The organism is Micromonospora sp. HB375, from assembly GCF_017872985.1.
Taxonomy (GTDB): Bacteria; Actinomycetota; Actinomycetes; order Mycobacteriales; family Micromonosporaceae; genus Micromonospora; species Micromonospora chalcea.
Window position 1 is genome coordinate 2,332,523 of the sequence record NZ_JAGGJO010000001.1, and the last position, 25,874, is coordinate 2,358,396.

General features: G+C 74.4%; 26 protein-coding genes and 1 pseudogene. 7 read left to right on the top strand and 20 right to left on the bottom strand.

The annotated features are described in order from the left end of the window. Positions 1 to 59: 59 nt before the first annotated feature. The 3 genes from J3R08_RS10885 to J3R08_RS10895 form a co-directional block, all read right to left on the bottom strand. Positions 60 to 1,055 (bottom strand): zinc-dependent alcohol dehydrogenase family protein, encoded by a 996-nt coding sequence (locus tag J3R08_RS10885; protein ID WP_280841755.1) that lies wholly within the window; start codon positions 1,053 to 1,055, stop codon positions 60 to 62. Positions 1,056 to 1,580: 525 nt separating this feature from the next. Next, entirely contained in the window at positions 1,581 to 2,300 is a 720-nt protein-coding gene (locus J3R08_RS10890) for a hypothetical protein (RefSeq protein WP_245255188.1), read from the bottom strand. Between the two features lie 5 nt (positions 2,301 to 2,305). Continuing rightward, on the bottom strand, positions 2,306 to 2,809 hold the full coding sequence (locus J3R08_RS10895; RefSeq protein ID WP_043325145.1) for a SigE family RNA polymerase sigma factor: 504 nt from the start codon (positions 2,807 to 2,809) through the stop codon (positions 2,306 to 2,308). A gap of 136 nt (positions 2,810 to 2,945) precedes the next feature. Here J3R08_RS10895 and J3R08_RS10900 point away from each other — a divergent pair, with 136 nt between their 5' ends. Continuing rightward, positions 2,946 to 3,740, top strand: a complete 795-nt coding sequence (locus J3R08_RS10900) for a DUF3152 domain-containing protein (RefSeq protein WP_209961020.1) — start codon at positions 2,946 to 2,948, stop codon at positions 3,738 to 3,740. Between the two features lie 62 nt (positions 3,741 to 3,802). Here J3R08_RS10900 and J3R08_RS10905 read toward each other — a convergent pair whose 3' ends face one another. The 5 genes from J3R08_RS10905 to J3R08_RS10925 form a co-directional block, all read right to left on the bottom strand. Next, positions 3,803 to 4,630 carry a DUF72 domain-containing protein gene (locus J3R08_RS10905; protein WP_209964155.1) on the bottom strand — a complete coding sequence of 276 codons (828 nt, stop codon included), beginning with the start codon at positions 4,628 to 4,630 and terminating at the stop codon, positions 3,803 to 3,805. 29 nt (positions 4,631 to 4,659) lie between these two features. Further along, a complete protein-coding gene (locus tag J3R08_RS10910) occupies positions 4,660 to 5,289 on the bottom strand; it encodes a hypothetical protein (protein WP_209964526.1) in 630 nt (209 codons plus the stop codon). Next, the gene (locus tag J3R08_RS10915; protein WP_116962586.1) at positions 5,286 to 5,624 is read right to left on the bottom strand and encodes a hypothetical protein; all 339 of its coding nucleotides are present in this window, start codon (positions 5,622 to 5,624) and stop codon (positions 5,286 to 5,288) included. The genes J3R08_RS10910 and J3R08_RS10915 overlap by 4 nt, the downstream gene beginning before the upstream one ends. Positions 5,625 to 5,719: 95 nt before the next feature. Further along, positions 5,720 to 6,325 (bottom strand): peptide chain release factor H, encoded by a 606-nt coding sequence (gene prfH / locus J3R08_RS10920; RefSeq protein ID WP_209961022.1) that lies wholly within the window; start codon positions 6,323 to 6,325, stop codon positions 5,720 to 5,722. Continuing rightward, a complete protein-coding gene (locus J3R08_RS10925) occupies positions 6,322 to 7,455 on the bottom strand; it encodes an RNA ligase RtcB family protein (RefSeq protein ID WP_209961024.1) in 1,134 nt (377 codons plus the stop codon). The genes prfH and J3R08_RS10925 overlap by 4 nt, the downstream gene beginning before the upstream one ends. Before the next feature lie 227 nt (positions 7,456 to 7,682). Between J3R08_RS10925 and J3R08_RS10930 the strand changes: the two genes are divergently transcribed. Together J3R08_RS10930 and J3R08_RS10935 are read left to right on the top strand one after the other, a co-directional pair. Beyond that, a complete protein-coding gene (locus J3R08_RS10930) occupies positions 7,683 to 8,441 on the top strand; it encodes a peptidylprolyl isomerase (RefSeq protein WP_043325141.1) in 759 nt (252 codons plus the stop codon). A 70-nt stretch (positions 8,442 to 8,511) separates the two neighbouring features. After that, a complete protein-coding gene (locus J3R08_RS10935) occupies positions 8,512 to 9,489 on the top strand; it encodes a DUF2804 domain-containing protein (protein ID WP_069089969.1) in 978 nt (325 codons plus the stop codon). Between the two features lie 78 nt (positions 9,490 to 9,567). On the opposite strand, the gene J3R08_RS10940 is transcribed toward J3R08_RS10935, so the two are convergent. The 9 genes from J3R08_RS10940 to J3R08_RS10980 all read right to left on the bottom strand — a co-directional run bounded on the left by J3R08_RS10940 (position 9,568) and on the right by J3R08_RS10980 (position 20,149). Then, positions 9,568 to 11,829: a catalase gene (locus J3R08_RS10940; RefSeq protein WP_209961025.1), complete on the bottom strand. Its 2,262-nt coding sequence runs from the start codon at positions 11,827 to 11,829 to the stop codon at positions 9,568 to 9,570. Between the two features lie 165 nt (positions 11,830 to 11,994). Further along, on the bottom strand, positions 11,995 to 12,816 hold the full coding sequence (locus J3R08_RS10945; RefSeq protein WP_209961027.1) for a metallophosphoesterase: 822 nt from the start codon (positions 12,814 to 12,816) through the stop codon (positions 11,995 to 11,997). Further along, positions 12,813 to 13,742 (bottom strand): prolyl aminopeptidase, encoded by a 930-nt coding sequence (gene pip / locus J3R08_RS10950; RefSeq protein WP_374102379.1) that lies wholly within the window; start codon positions 13,740 to 13,742, stop codon positions 12,813 to 12,815. Before pip ends, J3R08_RS10945 begins: the two co-directional genes overlap by 4 nt. 64 nt (positions 13,743 to 13,806) lie before the next feature. Beyond that, on the bottom strand, positions 13,807 to 14,181 hold the full coding sequence (locus tag J3R08_RS10955) for a hypothetical protein (protein WP_104115104.1): 375 nt from the start codon (positions 14,179 to 14,181) through the stop codon (positions 13,807 to 13,809). A 124-nt stretch (positions 14,182 to 14,305) separates the two neighbouring features. Then, entirely contained in the window at positions 14,306 to 15,769 is a 1,464-nt protein-coding gene (locus tag J3R08_RS10960) for a hypothetical protein (protein ID WP_209961029.1), read from the bottom strand. 135 nt (positions 15,770 to 15,904) lie between these two features. Then, positions 15,905 to 16,867, bottom strand: coding sequence for an anti-sigma factor RsbA family regulatory protein (locus J3R08_RS10965; protein ID WP_043325136.1), 963 nt, complete (start codon positions 16,865 to 16,867; stop codon positions 15,905 to 15,907). Beyond that, positions 16,864 to 17,691: an MEDS domain-containing protein gene (locus tag J3R08_RS10970; RefSeq protein WP_043325135.1), complete on the bottom strand. Its 828-nt coding sequence runs from the start codon at positions 17,689 to 17,691 to the stop codon at positions 16,864 to 16,866. The genes J3R08_RS10965 and J3R08_RS10970 overlap by 4 nt, the downstream gene beginning before the upstream one ends. A 23-nt stretch (positions 17,692 to 17,714) precedes the next feature. Beyond that, a complete protein-coding gene (locus J3R08_RS10975; protein WP_043330389.1) occupies positions 17,715 to 18,824 on the bottom strand; it encodes a hypothetical protein in 1,110 nt (369 codons plus the stop codon). Positions 18,825 to 19,633: 809 nt separating this feature from the next. Next, the gene (locus J3R08_RS10980; RefSeq protein WP_043325134.1) at positions 19,634 to 20,149 is read right to left on the bottom strand and encodes a 2'-5' RNA ligase family protein; all 516 of its coding nucleotides are present in this window, start codon (positions 20,147 to 20,149) and stop codon (positions 19,634 to 19,636) included. 100 nt (positions 20,150 to 20,249) lie between these two features. Here J3R08_RS10980 and J3R08_RS10985 point away from each other — a divergent pair, with 100 nt between their 5' ends. The 3 genes from J3R08_RS10985 to J3R08_RS10995 all read left to right on the top strand — a co-directional run bounded on the left by J3R08_RS10985 (position 20,250) and on the right by J3R08_RS10995 (position 23,367). Then, a complete protein-coding gene (locus J3R08_RS10985; RefSeq protein WP_043330388.1) occupies positions 20,250 to 20,756 on the top strand; it encodes a DinB family protein in 507 nt (168 codons plus the stop codon). A gap of 161 nt (positions 20,757 to 20,917) precedes the next feature. After that, positions 20,918 to 21,292, top strand: a complete 375-nt coding sequence (locus J3R08_RS10990) for an SCP2 sterol-binding domain-containing protein (protein ID WP_064447459.1) — start codon at positions 20,918 to 20,920, stop codon at positions 21,290 to 21,292. Continuing rightward, positions 21,289 to 23,367, top strand: a complete 2,079-nt coding sequence (locus J3R08_RS10995) for a glycogen debranching N-terminal domain-containing protein (protein WP_209961031.1) — start codon at positions 21,289 to 21,291, stop codon at positions 23,365 to 23,367. The genes J3R08_RS10990 and J3R08_RS10995 overlap by 4 nt, the downstream gene beginning before the upstream one ends. A 15-nt stretch (positions 23,368 to 23,382) precedes the next feature. On the opposite strand, the gene J3R08_RS32010 is transcribed toward J3R08_RS10995, so the two are convergent. The 3 genes and pseudogenes from J3R08_RS32010 to J3R08_RS11005 all read right to left on the bottom strand — a co-directional run bounded on the left by J3R08_RS32010 (position 23,383) and on the right by J3R08_RS11005 (position 24,818). After that, positions 23,383 to 23,556: a hypothetical protein gene (locus J3R08_RS32010; protein ID WP_245255793.1), complete on the bottom strand. Its 174-nt coding sequence runs from the start codon at positions 23,554 to 23,556 to the stop codon at positions 23,383 to 23,385. A 70-nt stretch (positions 23,557 to 23,626) separates the two neighbouring features. Further along, a pseudogene (locus J3R08_RS32695) lies at positions 23,627 to 24,157 on the bottom strand (Pr6Pr family membrane protein); the annotation flags it as partial. Next, on the bottom strand, positions 24,126 to 24,818 hold the full coding sequence (locus tag J3R08_RS11005; RefSeq protein WP_209961032.1) for a hypothetical protein: 693 nt from the start codon (positions 24,816 to 24,818) through the stop codon (positions 24,126 to 24,128). The pseudogene J3R08_RS32695 and the gene J3R08_RS11005, both read right to left, overlap by 32 nt. A 145-nt stretch (positions 24,819 to 24,963) precedes the next feature. On the opposite strand from J3R08_RS11005, the gene J3R08_RS11010 reads away from it, so the two are divergent. After that, complete coding sequence (locus J3R08_RS11010) at positions 24,964 to 25,854, top strand: DUF72 domain-containing protein (RefSeq protein WP_113973228.1); 891 nt, start codon at positions 24,964 to 24,966, stop codon at positions 25,852 to 25,854. Positions 25,855 to 25,874: the final 20 nt, after the last annotated feature.

Genomic DNA, 25,874 nt, shown 5'->3' on the forward strand with positions numbered 1-25,874 from the left:
CGGCCTCGCGGGCCGGTCCGCGCCGGGTCTCCCGGCGCCGGGCCGGCCCGTGCCCGTTCTCAGGGCTGGATCAGGCACATCCCGGCGACGGCCGGCCGGTCCATGGTGGCCAGCGCGTCCGGCGCGGCGTCCAGGTCGATGGTGCGGGTGACCAGGTCGGCCGGGCGCAGCACCCCGGCGGTGACCAGCCGCAGCATCTCCGGGTACGCGTGGGCCGGCATGCCGTGGCTGCCGAGCAGCTCCAGCTCGTACGCGATCACCAGGTCCATCGGCAGCGCCGGGCGTCCCTGCGCGGCGGGCAGCAGCCCGACCTGCACGTGCCGGCCGCGCCGGCGCAGGCCCTCGATCGACGCCACGCAGGTGGCGTGAGCGCCCAGCGCGTCCAGCGACAGGTGCGCGCCCCCGCCGGTGGCGTCCCGGATCGCGGCGGCCACCTCGGCGGGACCGCCCAGCGTGCTCGCGTCCACGCAGACAGCGGCGCCGCTGCGGCGGGCCAGTTCCAGCGCGGCGGGCGACACGTCCACCGCCACCACCCGCGCCCCGCTCGCCGCCGCGATCATCACGGCGGACAGGCCGACGCCGCCGCAGCCGTGCACCGCCACCCACTCACCGGCGGCCACCCGGCCCTGCGCGATCACGGCCCGGAACGCGGTGGCGAACCGGCAGCCGAGCGCGGCGGCGGCCGCCTCGTCCAGCTCGTCCGGCAGCCGGACCAGGTTCACGTCGGCGTGCCGTACCGCGACCAGCTCGGCGAACGAGCCCCAGCCGGTGAAGCCCGGCTGCGTCTGCCGCTCGCAGACCTGCTGGTCGCCCGCGAGACACGACGGGCACCGCCCGCACGCGCAGACGAACGGCGCGGTGACCCGGTCGCCGGGCCGCCAGCCGCGTACGTCCGCGCCGGCCGCCACGACGACGCCGGCGAACTCGTGCCCCGGCACGTGCGGCAGACGGATGTCCGGGTCGTGGCCCTGCCAGCCGTGCCAGTCGCTGCGGCACAGGCCGGTCGCGCCGACCCGGACGACCACCCCGTCCGCCGCCGGCACCGGATCATCCACCCGGCAAACCTCCGGCCGCACCCCGAACCGCTCAAACACCACAGCACGCATGCCCCCGATCCTCACACCCCCACCCCGCGCCCCCTCCCGCCCCCTCCCCGCTCCCGCGATCTTGCACTTGCGGGCCGGTAGATGTCCTGAATGCCCCATCTGACCGGGCGGAAAGTGCAAGATCGCCGGCGAGGGCCGGTGCCAGCCTCGCCTGCCCGTCCCAGGCGCGTCGGGTCTCCCATGACCCGAGATCCGTGGTCCGTATCCCGGGAGCAGTCGTAGATCTTGGTACGAGAGCGCCCCCATGGGGGCCGTTTCGTACCAAGATCTACGGGTGGCTCGGGGCGCCGAGGCGAGGGAGGGCGCGCGGGGCGGCTCGAGTCGGCGAACCAGGGAGCTCGGGGCGGGATGGGCTCTCACGCCCGGCCCCTCCCTTCCCGGTGATCAAGGAGTTTGTGTCCTTGTCGGGGCGGTGCCAGTCCGCAAACTCCTTGATCAACGCACAAGACGCGGGGGAGGGAGCGGGCGGGTGGGTTACAGGCGGTGGCCCTGGGGGTCTCGGGCGATGATGCCGTCCAGGCGGGTTCCCGGAGTCAGGGTCTTCGGGTCGAACCAGAAGATCACCACCTGGGGGTCCTCGCTCCACCTGGCCAGCTTCGCCTCGACCTGCCGGCCGTCGACTGTCCCGACGATGCGGGCCGCCGGCCCGACGAAGTAGCCGAACGTCGGTATCGACGTGTCGGTGGGCGCCCGCTGCTGGTCGTACCCGATCTCGTGGAACCCGGCCCGGCGGTCGCTGCCGGACACGTCGTTGAGCAGGAAGTCGGAGGTCAGGTGGCCGTCCGGCGCGCGGCGGCCGGCGACCAGGCCGATCGTCACACGCGGCAGTTCCGGCACGTCGATCGGGACCATGAAGAACACGCGCGCCTCGGCGCCGTACCGGATGCCGCTGTCCACGACGGTCCCGAGCGGTTGTAGCGGCGACTGGGTCGGGGCCGGCGCGGCCGTCGGCGTGGGCGCTGGAGGGCCGGCGGACGCGGTGGCGGCCGGCTCCCCACCCGGGAGGTTCGGCGGGCCGGGCCGCGTCGCCACGGCCTCGACGCCGAACGCCACGGCGAGCACCGCCGTCATCGCCGCCACGGCTGCGCCGGCCCGCCGCCTCCGGCGCAGCCGCCGCCCCCGGCGCATGATGTCGTCGAGGTCCAGACCACCGGCCCGCTCGGTCGCCCGCATGGCCCGGCGCAGCTCGTCCATCTCGGTCACCGGCACGTCTCCTGCGGTCGGGGCGCGGACAGGCCGGCGGTACGCAGCTTCTCCAGCGCCCGGGACGAGGTGCTCTTGACGGTGCCGACGGACACGTCGAGTTCGCGGGCCACCTGGGCCTCCGGCAGGTCGAAGTAGTGACGCAGGACGACGACGGCACGTTCCCGCGCGGTGAGCGTGCCGAGCGCGGTGACCAGCCACCGCCGCGTCGCCACCTCCTCGGCCAGGTCGCCGCCGCTTCGCTCCGGGAGGTCGTCGCTCGGGTACTCGCGGATCGGCCGCCGCCAGGTGTCGACGAGGTGGTTCACCAGCACCGACCGGGCGTAGCCGTACGGGTCGCCGTTGCGGATCCGGGACCAGGACGCGTACGTGCGCACGAGCGCGGTCTGCGCGGCGTCCTCGGCGTGGTGGTGGTTGCCGGTCATGAGGAAGGCGGCGTGCGTCAGCCGCCCGGAGCACGCCCGCGCGAACTCGACGAACTCCGCGTCACCCCGGGCCATGCCGGTCCTCTGCACCTCTCACCCCGGTAGGGACGTGCGGGCAGCGGAAAAGGTTGAGTCCCCGCCGCACCAACTTTCGCGACGGGCCACCCGTCCTCATCCCCGTGCCCCCGACCGGGCACCGAGGGGAGACGAGATGACCAGGACCGTGGACCGGACACGCGGCGGCGCGGCGGTGTTCGCGCTGGCGGTGGCGCTGGCCGGCTGCACACCGGCAGTGGCCGACCAGCCCGCAGTCGCGCCGTCCGAGCCGGCCGGGCCGTCCGCTGCCGCGCCGGCCGCGTCGGCGGCGGCGCCCGTCCGGCCCCGGCCGGCGCGGATCGGCTATCCCGCCGAGGGCGGCAACCGGTGGCGGTTCGCCGCCGCCGAGCCGGCCACCACAGGGGGTACGGGCCGGCTGCTGCGCTACCGGGTGGCGGTGGAGCGCGACATCACGGGTCTGCCAGCGGCCGACTTCGGGGCGCAGGTCACCGGCATCCTCGCCGGCCCGGGTGGCTGGACGACCGACGGGCGGATCGCCCTGCGTCGCGTCGGCGCCGACGGGCCCGCCGACTTCACCGTCTACCTCGCCACCCCCGGCACGCGCGACGACCTGTGCGGGGACGGGCTGGACCGGTACACGTCCTGCCGCAACGGGAACCGGGTGGTGGTGAACGTGGCCCGCTGGGTGCTCGGCGCGCCCGCGTACGGCAGCGACCTCGCCGCGTACCGCCGGTACGTGGTCAACCACGAGGTCGGCCACCGCCTGGGTCACGGGCACGAGCGCTGCCCGGGGCGGGGCCGCCCGGCGCCGGTGATGCAGCAGCAGACGCTCGGCCTGCACGGCTGCACCCCGAACCCGCTGCCGTTCCTGCGTGGCGAGCGGTACGCGGGCCGCTCCGGCGTGTACGACGACCGCCTGCCCCCGCCGGAGGGCGGCCGGCCGGGCTGAGGTCCGGGTCCGCGCGGCCGGGCACGCGCAGCCCGGCCGCGCAGGCGGACCCACGGCGGCGCTCAGAACAGCGTGGCCGGGCCGACCGGCTCCGGCTCCGGCAACGGCGCGAGCCCGGGCACCCGCTCGCGGACCTGGTCGTGGAAGCGGCGGGCCAGCTCGGGCGCGTCCGCGTTGTCCGGTGTGTGCACGAACACCGTCGGCGAGCGGCCCTCCCGCAGCCAGCCGGTGACCACGTCCAGCCACGGCTGCCAGCCCTCGACCGTGCGGGCCGGGTCGTCGCGGCCCAGGTAGCGCACGATCGGCCGGTCGGTCAGCGCCCGGGTACGCAGCGGTAGGCGCGGTTTGCGCGTCCACGCCTCCCGCTCCGCGTCGCTGGTGGGCGGCGTACGGAAGAACGCGGTGGTGTCGAACGGCACCCACTCCGCGCCGTGCCGGTGCAGCGTGGCCTCCAGCGCGCGTACCGCGCCGTCCTCGGTGAAGAAGGCGGGGTGGCGGACCTCGACGGCGTACCTGTGGGTGTCGGGCAGCGTGCGCAGGAACCGGTCCAGGTCGGGCACGTCGCCGGGGCCGAACGAGCCGGGCAGCTGGACCCAGAGCGCGTCCGCCCGGGGCCCGAGCGGCTCCATCGCGTGCAGGAACGCGCGCAGCGCCGCCTCGCCGCCGGTGAGCCGGTGCTCGTGCGTCACCGCCTTCGGCAGCTTCGGCAGGAAACGGAAGGCCGGGCCGGTCTGCTCGGCCCAGGACGCCACCGTCTCCCGGGCCGGGGTCGCGTAGAACGTGGTGTTGCCCTCCACGGCGTCGCACCACCCGGCGTACGCGCGCAGCCGCTCGTGCGCGGGCAGCGGATGCGGCAGGAAGCGGCCGGACCAGGACCTGTGCGTCCACATGGCACAGCCGACGTGCAGGCGCAGCCCGGTCACCGGTAGGGCCAGCTCGTCGAGTCGCCGCGCAGCGCCGCCTCCCGGTTCCATTTCCGGGTGAAGTACAGCGCGAGGCAGCCGAGCCCGGCGAGCACCGGGGCGAGCAGCATGAGCAGCAGTCCGGCGCCGAGCCGGAACCGGTCGCTCTGGATGCCCTCGGCGGTGGTCAGCGCGAACGCCTCCGCGCCGGCGCCGGTGCAGCTCACGAAGTCGGTGCCCATCCAGCCGATGCCGTCGGTGGCCAGCACCGGAGTGAACTGCCGCGGGTCGCCGCGGTCGCGCATCACCGCCGCGGTCCCCTCGGGCCGGGCCCCGGTCAGCTCCCTGGTCCGCTGCTCGCCGGTGGAGTAGACCCGGCTCTTCGCGGTGCACCGCACGGTGGCGGGGTCGACTGTGGCCGGGGTGGCGAGGATCAGGATGTTGCCGGGGCGTACGCCGGTGTCCCGCACCTTGATCTCGGCGCCGGGGGCGAACTCGGCGGCGGCGGAGAAGGTCGACGCGGCCGCGAACGGACCCGTCTGGGTCAGCAGGGCCAGGCCGAGGAACCCGGCCAGCAGGAACCCGCCCGCGCCGACGAAGATCCACATGGCGACCACGGCGCGGAAGCGCCGCACGAGCGGGCTCACCGGACGCGGTCCATGTCGCAGGCGCCGTCGGTGACCTGCCCCGGGTCGGAGGAGTACACGCTGCGCTTGGCGTCCGGCACGGACAGCTGCACGCAGAGCGCCGACGCGTCGTTGTCGGTGACGAACGTGACGACGCCGACGCCGTCGTAGTCCCCGACCGACAGGTCGCTCACGCCCCGGGGGAACTGCCCGGTCTCCTGCTTGACGGACACGGCCTCGCGCATCGCGTCGCGGAGGTAGGTCTCGGGATCGGTACCGGCATCCCCGCCGCAGGCGGCGAGCGAGAGAACCCCTGTCGCCAGCGCCGCCGTCAGACCGGTCCTTCTCCGTCGCATCCGTCCTCCTCGCGCTCGCGCCGCGGCGGGCCGGGGCCGCCCGGTCGCCGCGACCACGGTAGCCGGGCCGGTCAGCGACGTCGGATCGGGCCGCGTCAGGGCCGCTCCACCCGTACCGGGTCGCCGCGCACGAGGTCGTCGTGGATCCGCCAGCGGGCGTCGACGCCCGCGCGCCGGGCCGCCTCGTCGTCGGCGGCGATCCGCTGCCGCAGCAGCTCGACCGCGATCCGGCGGTTGAGGTGCAGGTGCCGTTCGGTGTCCACCACCACGGTCCGGCCGGACGGGCGGTGCGTGGCCCGGACGGCGGTGCTGGCCTTGTTGCGGTGCTGACCGCCCGGCCCGCCGGTGCGGCACGGCACGAACTCGACGTCCGCCTCGTGGAACGGCGTGACCACAACGTCGGTCCGGCACGGGCGCGCGGTGACGTACCAGTTCTTGCGCCCGTGGCCGGTCCGGTACGGGCTGGGCGCCTGCCAGCAGAGCGTGCCGGTCCACCCGGCCGCGAACGCCTCCGCCCCGGCGCCGCTGATCCGGACCAGCACCGACCGGTAGGTGCCGGCCCGGTCGCCGGGCACCGTCTCGACCCGCGCGGTACGCAGGCCCCGCCGGGCCGCCTCGGCCTCCAGACGGGACAGCAGCCGGGCGAGCGCCCACGCGCACTCGGCGGGTCCGCGTCCGGCGGACAGCAGCAGCTCGGTCACCGGCGGCCCTTGCGGCCCACGTCCGGCGTCTTGTAGGTGACGAGCGGAACCGTCGTGGTGACCGGGGTGGCGAGGTCGTGCGTCACCAGGTCGCCGACGACCTGCTCGATGCGCTTGTACGCGGTGGGCGCCTCCTCGAACAGCAGCTGCCGGTCGCCGCACACCACTATCGAGCCGACCGGCGTACGCCGCAGCTCCTCGACGGTGTGCTTGGCCCGGCCCCGGCGCAGCGCGTCGGCGCGGGACATCTTGCGCCCGGCGCCATGCGCCACCGAGTAGCCGGCGTCCGGCCCGGCGTGCGCGGCCACCAGATAGGAGGGCGTGCCACGGGTGCCGGCGATCAGCACGTCCCGCCCGTCGCCCGGCGCCGCGCCCTTGCGGTGCAGGTAGCGCCCGTCGCGGATCTCGACCAGGTTGTGGCACTGGTCGACGACCGGCTCGGTGGGTTCGGCGCCGAGCGCGTACGCGACCCGCGCGGCCAGCAGCCGCCGGTTGAGCGACCCCCACCGCACGGCCGCGTCGTGCCGGGCCAGGTAGGCGTCCGGGTCGGGCGCGGGACCGGCGCCGTGCGTCTCGGTGTGCTCGCGCAGGATCCGTTCGCCCAGCCCACGTGATCCGGAGTGCACCACGAGCACCAGGTCACCGGCGTCCAGCCCGAGCCGCGTGGCGTGCTCCGCCGCGAGGATCGGCCCGACGCGGGCCAGCTCGACGAAGTGGTTGCCGCGCCCGACGGTGCCGAGCCCGTCGAGGTGACCGGCCGGGATGTCGCCGTCCAGCACCGACCAGGCCGGGTCGTCGGCGTCCGGGTCGAGCGCCCGGTCCAGGTCGGGGAACCGGGCCGCGAGCCGTTCCGGTACGACCCGGCGCAGCGCGATCGGGAACACCGCGATGCCGCACCCGATGTCGGAGCCGACCAGGAACGGATACAGCACCGTGGAGGACATCGCCGCGCCGATCGGCGCGCCCTTGCCGGGGTGCAGGTCGGGCATGGCGGCGACGTGCGCCATGCCGTCCAGGGCGGCGACCTGACGGCACTGGTCGAGCGCGGCGGACTCGATCCAGCTGCCGGGGGAGGAGAAGACGGAGACGGTGGCGGGCACGACGGCCCGCCCGGCGGGGTACGCGGACACAGACGCTCGTTTCTGCGGAAAGAGAGAGGCCGGGGAACGGCAGGCGGCGAGGAGGCGCCTGCGGGCGGGGTGTGATCCGTCAGAACGTCATGCCGCTCAGCCTCGCGGAGGTGGCGCGGGCGGGCAACCGACTTTCCCGGCGACCCGTGAGGCGTGCGCGTCGACATCACCCCACCCGATCCATAGACTCCGGTCGTTCTGGTACCACGAGTCCAGGGAGGACCACCGTGTCGAGCGAAACCCGAACGCACGCCGCATTACCCCTGCTGGCCCGCCTCGCCGGGGTGAGCGTGGCCGCCGCGACGATCGTCGCCGCCGCTGGTGTCGCCGCGACCGCGGCGCCCGCCGCCGACCCGGCGCCGACGAAGGGGCCGTGCGCGTACACGCCCACGCCGGACGAGCCGGCCGCCCGTCCGGTGTCGCTGCCGCCGGACCCGCGCCGCACGCCGGACCGGGGCACCGTGCGGGTCACGCTGCGCACCAACCAGGGGCCGATCGGGCTGACGCTGGACCGCGAGCAGGCGCCGTGCACGGTGCAGAGCTTCCTGCACCTGGTCCGTAAGCGCTTCTACGACCGGACGCCCTGCCACCGGCTCACCGCGTACCCGACGCTGACCGTGCTGCAGTGCGGCGACCCGTCCGGCACCGGCGAGGGCGGCCCGGGCTACCGCTACCGCGACGAGCTGCCCACCGACCTGCCGCCCGCGCCGACCGACCCGACCGGCGTACGCCGCCTGTACGCGCGCGGCACGCTGGCCATGGCCAACGCCGGCCCGGACACCAACGGCAGCCAGTTCTTCCTGGTCCAGGCCGACTCGGCGCTGCGCCCCAACTACACGGTGTTCGGTCAGGTCGACGCGGCCGGGCTGGCCACGCTGGACCGGATCTCGGCCGGCGGCATCGCGCCCACCCCGGAGGACCCGGCGCCGGTCGACGGCGCCCCGGCGGTGCCGGTGGAGATCTGCCGCGCCAAGCAGGGCCGCTGACGTGACGGCCCGGCGGGACGGCTGACGAGACCGCCCGCCGGGCCCGCGTCGCCGCCGGTAGCCTGCGGCGATGACGCATGAGCGGGAGATCACCGAGCCGGTCGACCTGTGCCGGCCGGACGGGCGGCTGAACCCGGACGCGGTCGGCTGGAGCCGCCGGCCGCTGCACCGGGCGAACCTGCGCGGCTGGGGCCGGGCCAAGCGGTGGGAGCACTGGGGCGTGGTCACGCCGACGCACATCCTCGGCCTGGTCGCGTCGTCACTGGACTACGCCGGGGTGCAGAGCCTCTACCTGCTCGACCGGAGCACCGGCCGGGAGACCACGGCGGAGGCGGTGGTGCCGTTCGCCCGGGGCACCGTGCTGCCGCCGGTCAGCGGCGACGGCCCGGTCCGGGCCCGCGGCGGGAACCTCACCATCGCCGTGGACCAGGGCCCCGACGGCAGTACGCTGCGCGCCAGCGCGCCCGGCGTCGAGGTGGACCTGACCGTGCCGTTGCCGCCCGGCCACGAGTCGCTCGGCGTGGTGGTGCCGTGGAGCACCCGCCGGTTCCAGTACACGGTCAAGGACATCGGCCGTCCGGTGCACGGCACGATCACCGTGGACGGCACGGCGTACCCGGTGGGGGAGGGGTCGTACGCGGCGCTCGACCACGGCCGGGGCAAGTGGCGGTACGCGGTGCGGTGGAACTGGGCGGCCGGCAGCGGTCCGGGCCGGTCGATCCAGCTCGGCGGCAAGTGGACCGACGGCACCGGCTCGACCGAGAACGCGGTCTTCGTCGACGGGCGGCTGCACAAGATCGGCGCGGACCTGACCTGGGAGTACGACCGCGCCGACTGGCTGCGGCCGTGGCGGATCACCGGCGACCGGGTGGACGTCACGTTCCACCCGTTCCACGAGCGGGTGGCGCGTACCAACCTGCTCGTGCTGGCCGGGGAGACGCACCAGTGCTTCGGGCACTTCACCGGTTGGGCCGCTACCGACGACGGCGGGCGCGTGGATCTGGACGGCCTGGTCGGCTGGGCCGAGGAGGCCCGCAACCGCTGGTGAGGCCGGTCCCCGCCGGGCGGGCCGTACGCACAGTGTGGGGCGGCCCCGTCCGGGACCGCCCCACGCGCGACTTCGAGGTCAGGCGACCGAGGCCGGGAACCTCTCCCAGACCCGGTGGGCCGCCATCAGCCGCTGCGCCTCGGCGAGCACCTCGGCGCCGGAGCCACCGGTGACCACGCCCGGCGTGCCGGTGACACCGGCCTGGTTCAGCACCTCGGCGCCCGCGCCCCAGGCGCCGATCACCTTCGCGTGCCGCCACGCCTCCTCGACCAGCAGCAGCACCCGCGGGTCGACGGTGGCCGAGCCCGCCGCGCCGGCCTTGGCGTCGCGGGCCGGCAGCGCGTCCGGCGCCGGGGCCGGTGCGCCGGCCAGCAGCACCGCGTCGAACTCGACCGAGCGGCCGGTGGCGAACGTGCGCTGCACCGGCAGCCCGTCGACGGTGCCGCCGTGCGCGGCGATCAGCAGCGGCACCATGCCGGCGGCGAACACCTCCCGGCGTACCTCGTGCACGTCGCCCAGGTCGGCCTGGGCGTCGACCACGATGCCGACCATCCGGCCGTCGGCCGGCCACTCCCGGCCCACCTGGGACAGCGCCGGGCTGGGCTGCACCTCGGCGAGCGGCACGGTGGGCTGCGGCACCGGCAGGCCCAGACCGGTCGCGACCTGCTCGCACAGCACCGGGTCGACGTTGGCCAGGCACTGGAGCTGCCGCTCCTTGATCGCCTGGTGGTAGCACTTGCCCAGCTCGAACGTGTACGCTCGGATGATGTGCTCCTTCTCCACCGGCGACATGCTCTGCCAGAACAGGCGTACCTGGCTGTAGTGGTCGTCGAAGGAAGCCGGCGCGGCCCGCACCTTCGGCGCCTCGGCCACCGTCACCGGCGTGTCCACGAACGCGTGCTCCCGGTCGCCGGCCGGGAACGGGTTGCCGCCGTCGAGCGAGTTCGGCCGGTACGGCGCCACGCCCGCGTGCACCGCGTGCTGGTGGAAGCCGTCCCGCAGCATGTCGTTGACGTCGGCGTGCGGCCGGTTGATCGGGATCTGGGTGAAGTTCGGCCCGCCCAGGCGGGTGAGCTGCGTGTCCACGTACGAGAAGAGGCGGCCCTGCATCAGCGGGTCGTTCGTGACGTCGATGCCCGGCGGCAGGTGTCCGACGTGGAACGCCACCTGCTCGGTCTCGGCGAAGAAGTTGCGCGGCGTCTTGTTGAGGGTGAGGGTGCCGATCGCCTGCACCGGCGCCAGCTCCTCCGGCACGATCTTCGTCGGGTCGAGCAGGTCGATCCCGGCGAACGTCTCCTCCGGGGTGTCCGGGAAGACCTGGATGCCCAGCTCCCACTCGGGGAACGCGCCGGCCTCGATGGCGTCGTACAGGTCGCGGCGGTGGAAGTCCGGGTCCATGCCGCTGATCATCTGGGCCTCTTCCCAGGTGAGGGAGTGCACGCCGAGCTTCGGCTTCCAGTGGAACTTGGCCAGCACGGTCGCGCCGGCCTCGTCGACCAGGCGGAACGTGTGCACGCCGAAGCCCTCCATGGTCCGGTAGGACCGCGGGATGCCCCGGTCGGACATGTTCCAGATGGTGTGGTGCTGGGCCTCGGTGTGCAGCGAGACGAAGTCCCAGAACGTGTCGTGCGCGCTCTGCGCCTGCGGGATCTCCCGGTCCGGGTGCGGCTTGCCGGCGTGGATGACGTCCGGGAACTTGATCGCGTCCTGGATGAAGAACACCGGCATGTTGTTGCCGACCAGGTCGAACGTGCCCTCGTCGGTGTAGAACTTGGTGGCGAAGCCGCGGGTGTCGCGGACCGTGTCGGCCGACCCGCGCGAGCCCAGCACGGTGGAGAAGCGGACGAACACCGGCGTCTCGCGCCCCTGCTTGAGGAAACCGGCGCGGGTGACCTTCTCGGCGGCGCCGTTGGCGACGAACGTGCCGTGCGCGCCCGCGCCCCGGGCGTGCACCACCCGCTCCGGGATCCGCTCGTGGTCGAAGTGGGTGATCTTCTCCCGCAGGTGGTGGTCCTGGAGCAGGACCGGGCCGCGCGGACCGGCCTTGAGCGAGTGGTCGGTGTCGCGCAGCCGGGCGCCGTTGGCGGTGGTGAGGTACGCGCCCTGCTGCCCCTCGGCGATCTTCGGTACGCCGGTCTCGGCGCCGGTCGGGGTCCGGGTGTCCGGCGCGCCCTGCTCGGCCTTGGGCGGCAGCGGCCCGTGCGGCGTGGTCGGCTCCTCCAGCGGTGGTGGCGCGCTGCCGGGAGCGCCCGGCACGTCCGGAGTCAGCGCGTCGCCGACCTTCTCGACGGCGGCTTCGACGACACCCTTGACGATCTGGGCGGGCTTGCTGGATTCCATCAGGACCTGTCCTCCTACAGCTAAATGTCCAGGCCCCTTCGGCCGTACCCCAGCTGAGGGCGGGCAAACCGGAACAATCGCGGAATCACTGGTCAGGACCGGCGTGGCACCGTCACGCCGGTGAGCAGCAGCCCACCGGTGAGCAGCCAGCGGCCGTCCAGGACGTCAGAGGATCCGCTTCATCGGCGCCGGCTCGTCGCCGCGACGCCGCCACTCGCGCGGGTAGCCCAGCGACACCTCCTCGAACCGCACCCCGTCGTAGTGGGTGGTGCGCGGGATGTGCAGGTGGCCGTAGACGGCGACGGCGGCGCGGTGCCGGACGTGCCAGTCGGCCGTCCGGTCGGTGCCGCACCACTGCGCGAACTCCGGGAACCAGAGCACCTCGGTGGGCTGGCGCACCAGCGGCCAGTGGCTGACCAGCACCGTCGGCAGCGCCGGGTCGGTGGCCTCCAGCCGCCGCCGCGTCTGCTCCAGCCGCGCCGCGCACCAGGACTCCCGATCCGGGTACGGGTCGGGGTGCAGCAGCATCTCGTCGGTGCACACCACACCGGCGTCGTACGCCCCGCGCAGCGACTCCTCCTTGGTGGTGGTGCCGGGCGCGCGGAACGAGTAGTCGTAGAGCACGAACAGCGGCGCCACGGTGACCGGGCCGCCGTCGCCCCGCCACACCGCGTACTCGTCCTCCGGGGTCAGCACGCCCAGCTCGCGGCACATCGCGACGAGGGCGTCGTAGCGGGCCACCCCGCGCAACGTCACCGGGTCGTTGGGGTGGGTCCACAGCTCGTGGTTGCCCGGCGCCCACACCACTGTCGCGAACCGGTCGCGCAGCAGCCGCAGCGTCCGCTCGATGTCGGCGAAGACCTCGCCCACGTCGCCGGCCACGATCAGCCAGTCGTCCGCCGTCTCCGGTCGCAGGCCGTCCACCACCGCGCGGTTCTCCGCGTACGACACATGGAGGTCGCTGACCGCGTACAGCCCACCCGTCACCCGGCCGATCCTGCCAGCGGCGCTTCCGGATGACCAGGCTCGCCGGCCGGGCTCTCGACCCTCGCGGTCACCTCGTCGAGCGCGCGCAGCACCTCGCGGGCGATCGCCGGCTCGGCCGCGGAGTGCCCGGCACCGGGCACGATCCGCAACGTCGCCTCCGGCCACCGGCGGGCCAGGTCGTACGCGGACACCGGCGGGCAGCACAGGTCGTACCGGCCGTTGACGATCACCGCGGGCAGGTGGCGGATCCGGTCCACGCCGTCGAGCAGCTGGCCCTCGGTGAGGAAGCCGCCGTGCACGGCGTAGTGCGACAGGATCCGGGCCACCGGCAGCGCGTGCTCGTCGGCGGTGAAGTGGGCGAGCAGCTCCGGGTCGGGGCACAGCGACGAGTTGACCGCCTCCCAGCGTCCCCAGGCCCGCGCCCAGACCCGGGCCTGCGCCTCGTCCGGGCCGTGCAGCCGCCTGTGGTACGCGGCCAGCACGTCGTCGCGCTCGCCCGGCGGGACCGGGGCGACGAACCGTTCCCACTCCTCGGGCTGGAGATGCCGCAGTCCGCCCTGGTAGAACCAGTCCCGCTCGGCGCGGCGCAGGAGCAGCACGCCGCGCAGGACCAGGCCGGTGACCCGCTGCGGGTGCGCCTGCGCGTACGCCAGGCCGAGCGTGGTGCCCCACGACCCGCCGAACACCAGCCACGAGCCGATGCCCAGCCGCCGCCGGATCGTCTCCAGGTCGTCCACCAGATGCCAGGTGGTGTTGGCGCGCACCTCGCCGTGCGGGGTGCTGCGGCCGGCCCCCCGCTGGTCGAACAGCACGGCCCGGTAGCGCTCCGGATCGAAGAACCGGCGCGCGGCCGGCACCAGCCCGCCGCCGGGCCCGCCGTGCAGGAACACCACGGGTACGCCGTCCGGCCGGCCCACCTCCTCCACGTACAGGACGTGGCCGTCACCGACCGGGATCCGGTGGGTGACGTACGGCTCGACCTGCCCGTCTTCAGCAGGCGACGTTGCCGCCGAGGTTGTCCAGCAGCGCGTCGGCGACCCAGCCGGAGACACCTGTGGTGACGTCCCGCAGGTACGTCCACGTGTAGGTGGTCTTGCCGTTGGCGGTGACCCGGTCGCCGCTGGCGAAGCAGTGGAAGTCGACGTTGTGGTTGAGCTGCCCGTACCCGAGCGAGGCGCAGGTGGTGTGCGGGCCGGTGCGGATGTTGACGTTCGTCGCGTTGAACAGCTGGCCGAACTTGCTGTCGACGTTGGAGTGCGAGTGGCTGCACCCGGCGCTCGCCGGTCCGGCCGTACCGGTCACCACGGCGCCCGCCGTGGCGACGGTCAGGACGACGGCGGCGCCGATGGAGGAGATCTTCCGCATACCCGTCAACCCCCGAATAAAGATCGAGATGCACCAGCAGATCGATCCAAATATTTGCATAGAGCAAGGTCGATGGGCAAGATGCGGCGCCACCGGCCCGGCCCGGACCGGTGGCGCCGATCGCTCAGGCGGTAGCCGGCACGCCGTTGTCCGTACCCGTGGTCTCCACCTCGGGCGCGCCGCGCGGAGCCGGCGTGCGGACCGCGAACGCGTCGAAGCTCGGCCCGTCCAGCCGCTCGACGAACGGCTCCACGACGGGCTGCTCCGGCTCGGCCGCGTCCGGCTCGGTCCGCCCGTCCCCGGTCCGCGGCGCCGCGTCGGGCGCGACGGTGACCGCCGGACGCGCCGACACCTGCGGGTACTCGGCGGTCTCCCCGCCGCCCGCAGCCGCCGCCATGACCGCCGCCGCGGCGAGGTCGGCGACCCGCTTGGCCTCCCGCTGCACCCGGGCCCGGGTCTCCTTGGCGTGCTGCTCGGCCAGGTCCGCCGCGCGCCGCGCCTCGTCGAGCCGCCTGCTCTCGGCGGCCAGCTCCCGGCGTACGCCGACCAGCCGCTCCTCCAGCTCCGCGCCGCTGCGCTCGATCGTGCCGATCTCCCGGCGGGTCTCCTCCAGCTTCCGGGAGACCGTCTCCAGCTCCGCCTTGAGCCCGGTCAGCGTCTCCTGCCGCTGCTGGATCTCCCGCTGCACGCCGACGAGCTGCTCCTGGTGCGCCGTCGTCTCCTCGTCGGCCCGCTCCCGGACCTCCGTGGCGTACTGCTGCGCCTCGGCGACCAGCGCGGCGATGTCCTTCTCCGCGGCGGCGGCCCGGTCGGCCAGCTCCTGCTCGGCGGCGGCCCGCCGCTCGTCCAGCTCCTTGGCCATCGTGGCCTGCCACTGGGCCAGCTCCTGCTGGGCCTTGCTGCGGTTGGCCTGGACCTCCTGCTGAATCTGCGTCCGCGCGGCCTTCACCAGCGCCTCGGACGCCGAACGCGCCTGCTCGACCTGCTGCGCGCTCTGCTCGGTGATCCGCTTCGCCTCCTGCTGGGCCCGGTCGTGCGCGGCCTGCCCCTCGACGCGCAGCTTCTCCGCCAGCTCCCGCACGGCGGCCAGCTCCGCCTGCGCCGCGGCCAGCCGCTCCTCGTCCACCCGCTCCTGCTCGGCCCGGCGCGCGGACAGTTCCTCGTCCAGCTCGCGCCGCTCCCGAGCGGCCTGCTCCTGCGCCGCGGCCAGCAGCTTCTCCGCCTGCGCCTGGAACTCCTCCGCGCGCCGGGTGGCCACGTCGGTGATCTGCCCGGCCTGCTTCTCGGCCAGGTCCAGGATCTGGTCGACCATCGGGCCGAGGTCCCGGAAGGACGCCCGGTCCACCGCCGCCGCCGGACGCTCGCGCAACTCGGCCGCCTCGGCCTGCGCCCGCTGCGCCTGCGCGGTCAGGTCACGCACCTGCGCGTACGCCCGGTCCCGCGCGGCGGTGAGCGCGCTGACCTCGGCGTCGACCTGCTCGACGTACCGGTCCACCTGACGTTTGTCGTAGCCGCGCAGCGCCGGATCGAAGCGCGGGCGCGCGGACACGTCGTCGTGGGGTGCGAACGGATCGTCGCCGTTGGACATGCGCCATCCTCCGTCGGTTCGCCAGCGCCAGGCCGGCGGATGACCGCCCCGCAGGGCACGATGAGGCGCTACGGTACCGCGTCCGCGCGCGCGTCTCGCCCCGCCCCGCCCCTGCCCGGCCGACCGGCGTCGCGGTCAGACCGGGAAGTGCGGGTTCCCCGCCGTCAGACGGATGGTGAAGCCGCCCGCGTCGCGGTGGTGCGTCACGTGGTCGCAACTCTGGTGGCTGATCCAGAGACCCAACCCGCCGTCGGAGCCGTCGCCGGCCGGCAACAGTCCGGCGTACGGATCCTTCGGCCCGGGGCCCCGGTCGTGGACGGTGACCACGATCCGGTCGGGCGCGCGCCACAGCCGCATCCGCACCGGCGGCTCGCCGTGCCGCAGCGCGTTGCTCACCACCTCGCTCACCGCGATGACCAGCCCGTCGGCGCTGTCCGGCGCGAGCAGGCCGTCGTCGGCGGCGCGCACCTCCGCCCGGGCCCGGGCCGGCGTCGGGTCGATCAGCTCGACCAGCGGCGTCGTCCGCTGCACCGGGTCCAGCGGCACCGGGCGGGGCTCGGTCAGGTAGCTCATCGGGTCGGTGTAGAGATCGGCCGTCTCGTGCCCGCCGTCCGGCCGCGCCACCCGGGGGTGGGTACGCGCCACGTCCGCCAGCACGTGCGACGGGGTGCTGCGGCGGTCGTAGGCGCAGATGCCCCAGAGCGGGAAGTCGTCGTAGACGTGGTTGATGGCCGACTCGTAGCGGGCCCACCAGTCCCAGGTCGAGCCGAGCAGCACCGGCGGCAGCTGGCCGACCATCCGGATCTGCGCCGCGCCCGCCGCCACGTAAGACGCGAGCAGTTCCCGGTAGGAGCGCAGCGCGACGCTGGGCCGGGCGTAGAGGTCCCCGACCGGCAGGAACGTGACCTCGGCGCCGGTGGGCAGCGCCCGGCGCACCAGCTCCGCGTTGCGCTCGTCCAGATTCACCGCCGTCGGCTCGCCGGCCGCGACCCCGTCCAGCAGGAACGGCAGCGCCACCGCCAGCAGCTCCTCGTCGGAGTCGTAGACGAACGCCTCGTGGAAGTAGCCCACGTGACCGGAGGCCGCGCCGCTCCTCATCCGAGCACCTCCACCCGTACCCCGGTCAGGCCGAGCAGCTCGACCAGCCGGGCCGGGGTCCGGTGCGGGGTGCGCAGCACCGCGACGGCGTCGTGGCGGCGGGCGTGGTCACGCAGGTGCAGCAGGCTGCGGTGATCCACGAAACGCAGCTCGGCGGCGTCGAACACGACCCGGCCCGCCACCGGCCGCGGGTCGGCCCGCTCCAGCGCGGCGGCGAAGTCCCGGTGGTTGGTCGGGTCCAGCTCGCCGGCCAGCGCCACCACCGAGTCGCCGTCGCCGGCGTGCAGCCGGAACAGCACGTCCGCGTTCGTCACCGGGTGCAGGCAGGCCAGCTCGGCGATTGCCGCGTCGCCGAGCTGCCGGCGGTCGTAGGCGCAGATCGCCGACATCGGCCGGTGCCGCATCCAGTGGTCGATGCGGTGCTCGTAACGGGCGAAGGCGTCCCGCTGGGCCGGGGTGCGGACCAAGCTCGTCGCCTCGGCCAGCACCCGCAGGCCGGTGTGCCCGGCGGTCAGCGCCTCGGTGGTGGCCCGCACGTACGCCCCGACCTGCCGGTTGGGGTCGACGATCTCGTCGTGCCGGTACGCCTCGCCGACGGGAACCAGCCGTAGCGCGTCCCGCCGGCGCGCGGCGTCGAGACCGGGAACCGAGGCCAGCCAGCCGGTGACAGTGGCACGATCCTCCGGACAGACCACCCAGACCTGCTCACCGGCGGCGAGACCGGCGCTGACCTGCTCGACCGTCAGCGCGCGCAGCGCGGCCGGGTCGTCGTAGGCGAGGCAGCCATGGGTGTAGCCCGGGTACGACACGCTCCCGCTGGTCACCGACTCCGCCTCATCGGCCCAGTCTATGCCGGGCCCACCTGGAGATCGCGCCAGGCCGTGGCCTCCGGCGGCGGGTCGCCCAGCTCGAACTCGGCCCAGTTGTTCCAGTACGCGATCGCGTCCACGTCGTTCTGCTGGCGCAGCCAGGTGACGTGGTCCCGGATCGTGCGCGCCCGGCCCGCGCCGGTGGTGTCGGTGGCGACGCGGGTCAGCCCGTACTCGGGGACCAGCAGCCGGATGCCCGGGTACGCGGCGCGCACCTTGCCGAAGGCCACCCCGAACATCCGCGAGGCGGGCCAGTACGCGGCCGTGTCCCGCGAGTAGCAGTCCACGCCGTAGTGGGTCATGCCCGGATAACCCCAGTCGGTCGGGTTGCCGCGTCCCTCGTCCAGCCAGTAGCGGGTCACGATCGGGCCGTGCCCGAGCACCCACCGCCGGTTGCGGTGCGCGGCCACGATCTGGGTCACCCGGCTCGCCGTCGCCCGGTACGTCGCCGGCGCCACGTCGCCCATCGGCTCGTGGTACCAGGTCAGGTAGATCGGGCGGCTCACGCCGTCGAGCCAGCTCGCCAACTGCTCGACGTCGTCCTTCCAGCTGACGTGCATGACGGCCGACGGCGCGTCGGCGAACTTGCCGGCGTTGAGCGCGGGCAGCTCCGGCAGCGTGTCCGCGTCCGGACCGTCAGTGCCGAAGTCGCGCATGTAACGGATGCCCGGGTAGTCGGCCACCGCCCGCTGGGTCCGCGCGCCCTTCTCGGCGCTCATCCCGACCAGCAGCGGCACGGTCAGCGTGGTGGTGCCCGTGCCGGTGCGGCCGGCGCCGTCACGCGCCGTCGCGGTCAGCGTCACCGTGCCCCGGCCGGCCAGCACGGTGACTGTGAAGCGGCCCGGTTCGGCGCTGCTGGGTGTGACCGTCACCCCCGGCGACGCGCTGGCGAGCTGGACGGTCAGTGGCACGCTCAGATCCACCCGGACCGGGCTGTCCCAGGTGACGCCGGTGGGGTCGCTGACCCGGCCGGCGAGCGTCAGCAGCCGCGAGTCGGGGTGGTAGGCGTCGACCCGTACGGTGGTCGACTGCCCGGGCAGCAGGACGGTCTGGTCGGGGGTGACGGAACGGACGACGGGTGCGGCCATGAGGCTCTCCTTCGACGTGTTTCGCTGCCGCTCCAGCCGCACGTCCTCGGGTGGCCAGAATGGCTCTGACCTGCGCTTTTACCAGCTTGCGTCGGTTTTGCCGCGATCGTCAGGGCAGCCGCAGATGGCGCGAAACCCGGTCCCGCCACGCTGTCGCGCCCGCATCCTGAACCGATGTCGGGCACTGTGCGGGGAACGCGCGTACCGGCCTGCAGAACCGCCCGGCCGCCGGCCCGGCGGCGCACCGCCGTGAAAAAGGAACGGCCCACCCCGTCACGTCGCCGGTCCGGAACGCCGTACCGGCGTGCAGGCGTACGGTGCGGTGCGCGTCGGTGGACCTGCGGCGGTGAGTCGCCGACGCCCATGTCCCGCAGCATCGGCCACAGCGCCTGCGAGCGGCTCGGTCGTCGGGGCGACCCGTGCCCACAGCCGGACCACCCGACGTTCCTCCTCGACCTCACCCCGCAGTGACCCGCCCAAGATCGACACCGGTTCGGGGAGGTGGCTGCATCAACGGTGGTCTGATGCCCCCACTTCCCCGACCTGGTGTCGATCTTGGATCGGGATGCCGCCACTTCGCCGAGCTGGTGTGGATCATGTTCCGTGGATCCGGCAGGTCGGTGGAGTTGTCGGAGGTGGGCTGCGCTCCGGTCTGGTTGGTGCGGTCTGGTTGTTGTCCGCGTAGCTGTGCTGGCCGCCGCGCGCGGTCGACCCCGATGATCGACACCAGTTCGGGGAGGTGGCTGCATCAACGGTGGTCTGATGCGGCCAGCTCGCCGAGATGGTGTCGATCTTGGTGGGAGAGTGCGTCAGGGGAGGGGGTGGGAGATGTCTCGGGCGTGGTCGGCCACCGCCGCGCCGACCACCGTCGCGGTCAGCGGCAGCACCTCCAGGCACCGGCGCACCGCCGCCCCCATCAGCGGGTTCGGCACCCGCATGGACAGCGTGCAGTGCGGCACCCAGCGTCCCGGCCGGTAGTGCTCCACCACCTCGACGCCGGCCCGGGCCAGCCGGTCGTGCACCTCGGCGTGGTGCGCCAGCAGCTCGGGCGTCGGCGCGAGACCGAGCCAGAGCACCCGGCCGACGAACTGCCCGGCGTGCTGGAACTCCAGCCGTAGCGGCGCGGCCACCACGGTTCCGGCGAGTGCCTCGGCGACGCGGTGCGGGTCCAGGCGGGGCGCCACCGCGAGCGAGACGTGCGGGCGGTGCCGCTGCGCCAGCAGTGACCGCAGGCTCGGCACCCCGTCGGACTCGAGCAGGTCCCACAGCACCCGGATCCGCCGGGTGGCGTCGGTGTCGAGATACAGCTCCAGCGCCGCGACCACCCGATCACAGTAGATGTCGGGTCCCGCGACGAGGTTTGCCGGGCACGCTGGGCGGTACTGCCCGGGAAGACGCACGAGACGGCAGGGGAGTGAGGTGCGCGTGGACGCGACGGATGTGCTGATCGAGGCGTACGGGCGGTTGCCCGATCTGGTCGCCGGGGCGCTCGACGGGCTCGACGCGGCCCAGCTGCGGCGGGCGCCGGCCGACGGGGCGAACCCGGTCGGCTGGCTGGTCTGGCACCTGACCCGGATCCAGGACGACCACGTCGCCGACGTGATGGGCGAGCCACAGCTCTGGGCCGGCGGCGACTGGGCGGCGCGGTGCGGTCTGCGGCCCGACCGCGCCGACACCGGCTTCGGGCACGGCCCGGAGCAGATCGCCGCGGTACGCCCGGAGAACGGCGGCGTGCTGCTGGACTACCACCGGGCGGTGGTGGACCGGAGCCTGGACTACCTGCGCGGGCTGCGCCCGGCCGACCTGGACCGGGTGGTGGACGAGAACTGGGATCCGCCGGTGACGCTCGGGGTGCGGCTGGTGAGCGTGCTCGACGACGACTTCCAGCACGTCGGCCAAGCCGCCTACGTGCGCGGGCTCATCCTGGGCTGAGCGCCGCCCGGCCCCGTCCCAGCGGGCCCGTCCGGCCGCTGCCGGGTCACCGCCGCGGCTCACCCGGACCGGGTGAGTTCGCCTCACCCGGGGCGGGGGGATCCTCGCGGCACGGGCGGCGCCGTCAGGCGGGTGGCCGCGACGACCGACGAGGAGGCCCGATGAGCGTCTCGGCCGCGGAACACCTGACCCGGGCCGCCGCCGGCCGGAACCCCGACCTGCCCGAGACCACCTGCGGCACCATTCGCCTGGACCTGCACGACGACGGCCGCACCGAGCACTGGTACCTGACCGTCGACCGTCAGGACGTCCGGGTGGACCGGCTCTCCGCGGACGCCGACCTGGTGGTCCGCGCGGACCGGGAGGTGTTCGACCGGATGGCGGCGGGCCTCCTGCATCCGGCCGCCGCGCTGCTGCGCAACGACATCGCCGTCGAGGGCGACCTCAAGCTGCTGATGGTGCTGCGCCGGATCTTCCCCGGGCACCCGGACGCCCGGCATCCCCGGGAGGCGGCCGGGCAGGCGGTGGCCCGATGAAGCAGGAGCTGGTCCACGTCCTCGCCGGAAACGCCTTTGCGGTCAGTGACGCGCAGGGCGACATGGAGATCGACCCCAGCGCGCCGATCGGTCTCTTCTCCTTCGACACCCGGTTCCTGAGCCACTGGGTGCTCACCGTCGACGGCGAGCGGCTGAACGCGTTGTCCCGCGACGACCTGACCTACTTCGAGACCCGTTTCGTGCTGGTGCCCGGCGCAGCCAGCCACTATGTGGACGCCGACGTGTCGGTGATCCGGCACCGCCTCATCGACGAGGCGTACCACGAGAGCATCACGGTGCTCAACCACTCACCCGAGCCCGCCGAGTACACGGTGCGGCTGGAGATGGGCAGCGACTTCGCCGACACGTCGGAGATCCTGCGTCCCGGCCCGCGCCGGCCGACGATCGTCCCCGATCCGGCCGGGCAGCGGTTGTGGATCCGGTACGAGCGCGGGCGGTTCTCCCGGGGGACGTGCGTCTCCAGCTCGGCCCCGGCGCAGGTGGACCGGAGCGGGATGACCTTCCGGATCCGCGTCGAGCCGCAGGGCGCGTGGCACGTCGACCTGCACGTCGAGATGATCATCAAGGGGGCCCGGGGGCGGGACCTGCGGGCGAGCATCGACTCCCACCGGCAGCAGGTCCGGCAGGACATGCGCGACGACCTGCGGCGGTGGCTCGACCAGGCCCCGCAACTGGTCTCCGACCGCCCGGCGCTGACCGCCGCCTACCGGCAGGCGCTGAACGACCTGGCCGCGCTGCGGTACACGCCGCTGGCGTACGTCGACCGGGTACCGGTCGGCGGGCTGCCCTGGGCGATGACGCTGTACGGGCGGGACGCGCTGATCACCTGCCTCCAGACGCTCCCGTTCACGCCCGAGCTGACCCCGGCCACGCTGCACATGCTGGCGATGCTGCAGGGCGGCCGGCTCGACGACCTGCGCGAGGAGGAGCCCGGCAAGATCCTCGCCGAGCTGCGGTACGGCGAGGCGGCCGCGTTCGACGAGCAGCCCACCGCGCTCTACTACGGCGCGGCCGACACCACGCCGCTGTTCGTGATCCTGCTCGACGAGTACGAGCGCTGGACCGGTGACGTCGACCTGATCCACGAGCTGCGTCATCCGGCCCGGATGGCGCTGGACTGGCTGACCCGCTACGGCGACCTGTGCGGCGACGGCTACCTGCGTTACCACCCGCGCAACACGGCGAGCGGAGTGGCCAACCAGACCTGGCGCAACTCCCCGGACTCGGTGGTCGACCGGCACGGCGTCGTGCCGCCGTACCCGCGCGCCACCTGTGAGCTTCAGGGGTACGCGTACGACGCGCGGATCCGCGGCGCCCGGCTGGCGCGGGAGTTCTGGGGCGACCCGGGCTACGCCGACCGGCTGGAGGCCGACGCGGCACGGCTGCGGGAGCGGTTCGACAGGGACTTCTGGCTGCCGAACCGGGGCTACTACGCGCTGGCCCTCACCCCGGACGGCGAGCCCGTCGACGCGCTCACCTCCCACCTCGGCCACCTGCTGTGGAGCGGCATCGTCGAGCCGGAACGCGCCGACTCGCTGGCCGGGCACCTGCGCGGGCCGGACCTGTACTCCGGCTGGGGCATCCGCACCTACGCCCAGGGGCAGACGCCGTACAACCCGGTGGGCGCGCATCTCGGCGCGGTCTGGCCGTGGGACAACGCGATAGTCGCGGCGGGCCTGCGGCGGTACGGCTACGAGGCGGAGGCGGGCGACATCGCCGCCGGCATGTTCGCGGCGGCGGAGACGCTCGGCGGCTCGATCCCGGAGGCCTTCGCCGGCTACCCCCGCGGGGTCACCAAATACCCGGTGCAGATGCCGGATGCCGGGCGGCCGCAGTCGTGGGCCGCCGGGGGCCTGCTGATGCTGCTCTCGACCATGCTGGGGCTGCGCCCCTGCGGCCCCAACCTGCTGGTGAACCCGGCGGTCCCGGCCGGTTACGGGCGGATCGAGCTGCTGGACGTGCCGGGCCGGTGGGGACGGGCCGACGCCTACGGCCGGGAGCGCGGCACGAGCCGGCGGCTGCGGGCGGGCGTGGACGCCCGGCGGGCCGCTTGACCCGCCCGGCGTCCGTCAGCCCGAGCCGGTGGGTTCCCGCGAGGCGGGCCGGACCGGCGTCGGCGGGTCGGCCGACGCGGGCGCGGACGGCGGGGACTGCGCCGTCCCGGCCCGGGCGAGCAGCCGGTCCACGCCCACGAACAGCAGTCCCAGCAGCCAGAACGCGAGGGCGAACCCGATCGCGCTCACCGTCACGCCGTCGTAGCCCGAGTTGGCCCGCGTCCAGGAACGGGTACGGGTAGCGGTCCACCACCAGTCCGCGTACCAGCGCGAACCCGAGATACGCCAGCGGGAACGCCAGCCACCAGGCGGCGTAGCGCGGGCGCAACCGGCCACGTCTGTCGAACAGCGCCCAGTCGGCGATCGCCAGCAGCGGCACCACCGTGTGCAGGAACTGGTTGCCCCACCACTCGCCCGGTTGCCGGTCCGGCTGCGCCATGGCGAACGGGCTGGCCGGGTTGGCCAGCACCAGGTGGTAGACCGTGCCGGTGATGGTGATGTAGAGGGTCACCGCTCCCTTGAGGACGCTCGGCGGCTCCGGCCGGCCGCGCAGCGCGCACCAGGCGGCGTAGCCGGCGAGGACGCCGACAGCCATGTTGCTCTGGATGGTGAAGTACGGCAGCAGGCCGGTCAGCGTGGCCGGGCCGAGCGCGGTGAGCACGATGCCGGCCAGCACGGCGAGCACCACTGCGAGGCGGAGAAGGATCGCCGGTCGGCGACGCCGGGGGGTCACGGAGGCACAAGTTACCAGCCGGTCGTCAGCCGGTACGCCGCCCGGGCGGGGTGCCATCGGGCCGCTTCGCCTGCCCCGGCGGGAGGACGTCCGCCCCCGGCGGCCCGACCGACGGCTGGACCGGATGAGCGGATCTGCCGCCGCCCCGCCCGCCGTCGGCCTTCCCCGGCGGGTCGTCGTCGCCCAGCAGCGCGGCGCAGTAGTCCGGCACGCGCTCGTGGCCCCCGGCCGCGGCGACGAGGTCGCTGAACGCGGGTGTCTCCAGAGCGCGTCCCCGGTCCGCTTCGGCGAGGGCCCGGTACGCGACGCAGAGTCCGGGCGGCGCGGACTGCTGCGCCGCCCGGGTAGCCGGTGAGAGGGCCGGCAGGGCGGGGCGGGCCGACGGCACGGGCGGCGCGGCGTCGACCGGCGTCGCCGCCGGGCGCGCGACGTGCGGCAGGTTCCCGGTCGCGGCGAGCGCGACGCCGCCGGTGAGGGACGCGGCGAGCGCGGACACGGCCACCCGGACGCCGAAGCGGACGCGGCGGCGACGGCGTGCCCGCCGGGCCTCCCGGAACCCCGCGACGGCTGCCGCCTCCCCGTCGAGTTCGCCCGTGCCGGGCGCGGTCCGGACCGCGGCCAGTACAGCCACCAGCCCCGGCGGAGCGGACGACGTGTCGCCGGGGCGGCCGGCGAGCAGCCGCTCGACGGTTTCCTGGTCCAGGCCGGATGCGTCCATCTCGTGACCCTCAGCGCCGCCACCCGGCCCCGCGTCACACTTCGGCGCGGCGGAACGCCGGTGAGGCCGGTCACCCCGGTGCCGGTCACGGCCCGCACGGCATCTCCGGTTGCCGATGTCCGGCGGTCGCGGTGAACTGAATTACATGGGTGTCATCAAGGTGGGCACGTCCTCCTGGGCCGACCAGATGCTGGTCCGCTCCGGGTGGTATCCGCGCGGCGTCAACACGCCCGCCGGCCGGCTGGGTTTCTACGCCGAGCGCTTCGGACTGGTCGAGGTGGACACGTCGTACTACGCGGTGCCGGCGCCGGAGACCACGGCGGGCTGGGCGGCCGCGACGCCGGACGGATTCACCTTCGACGTCAAGGCGTTCCGCCTGTTCACCGGCCACCACACCCCGATCGACGCGCTGCCGAAGGATCTGCGCCCGGCCGGCGGCCCGAACCGGATCCGCTGGCGCGACCTGCCCGCCGGGGCGTACGACGAGTTGTGGGTCCGGTTCCACGCGGCGCTGGCGCCGCTCGCGGCGGCCGACCGGCTCGGCGCCGTGCTGTTGCAGTTCCCGCCGTGGCTGGCCCGCGGCGACGCGGCCCGGCGGCGGATCCTGGACGCCGCGCGCCGCTGCCGGCCCTGGCCGGTCACCGTCGAGCTGCGGCACTCCTCCTGGTTCGACGGGGACGCGATGGCCGAGACGGTGACGTTCCTGCGCGAGCACGACCTCGGGTACGCCTGCGTGGACATGCCGCAGGGGCACGTCTCCTCGGTGCCGCCGGTCCTGGTCGCCACCACCGATCTGGCCGTGATCCGGTTCCACGGGCACAGCACGGCCTGGGAGAGCGGCGACAAGCAGGAGCGGTTCCGCTACGCCTACGGCGAGCGGGAGCTGCGGCACTGGTCGGTGCTGCTGCGCGAGCTGGCCGACCAGTGCGCCGAACTGCACGTGCTGATGAACAACTGCTGCGGCGACCAGGCCCAGCGCGACGCCGCGAGCCTGGCCGACCTGCTCGGCGTCGCGCCCGCCGCCGCGCGCGCCTGAGGTTTTCCCGGCTTCCTCGC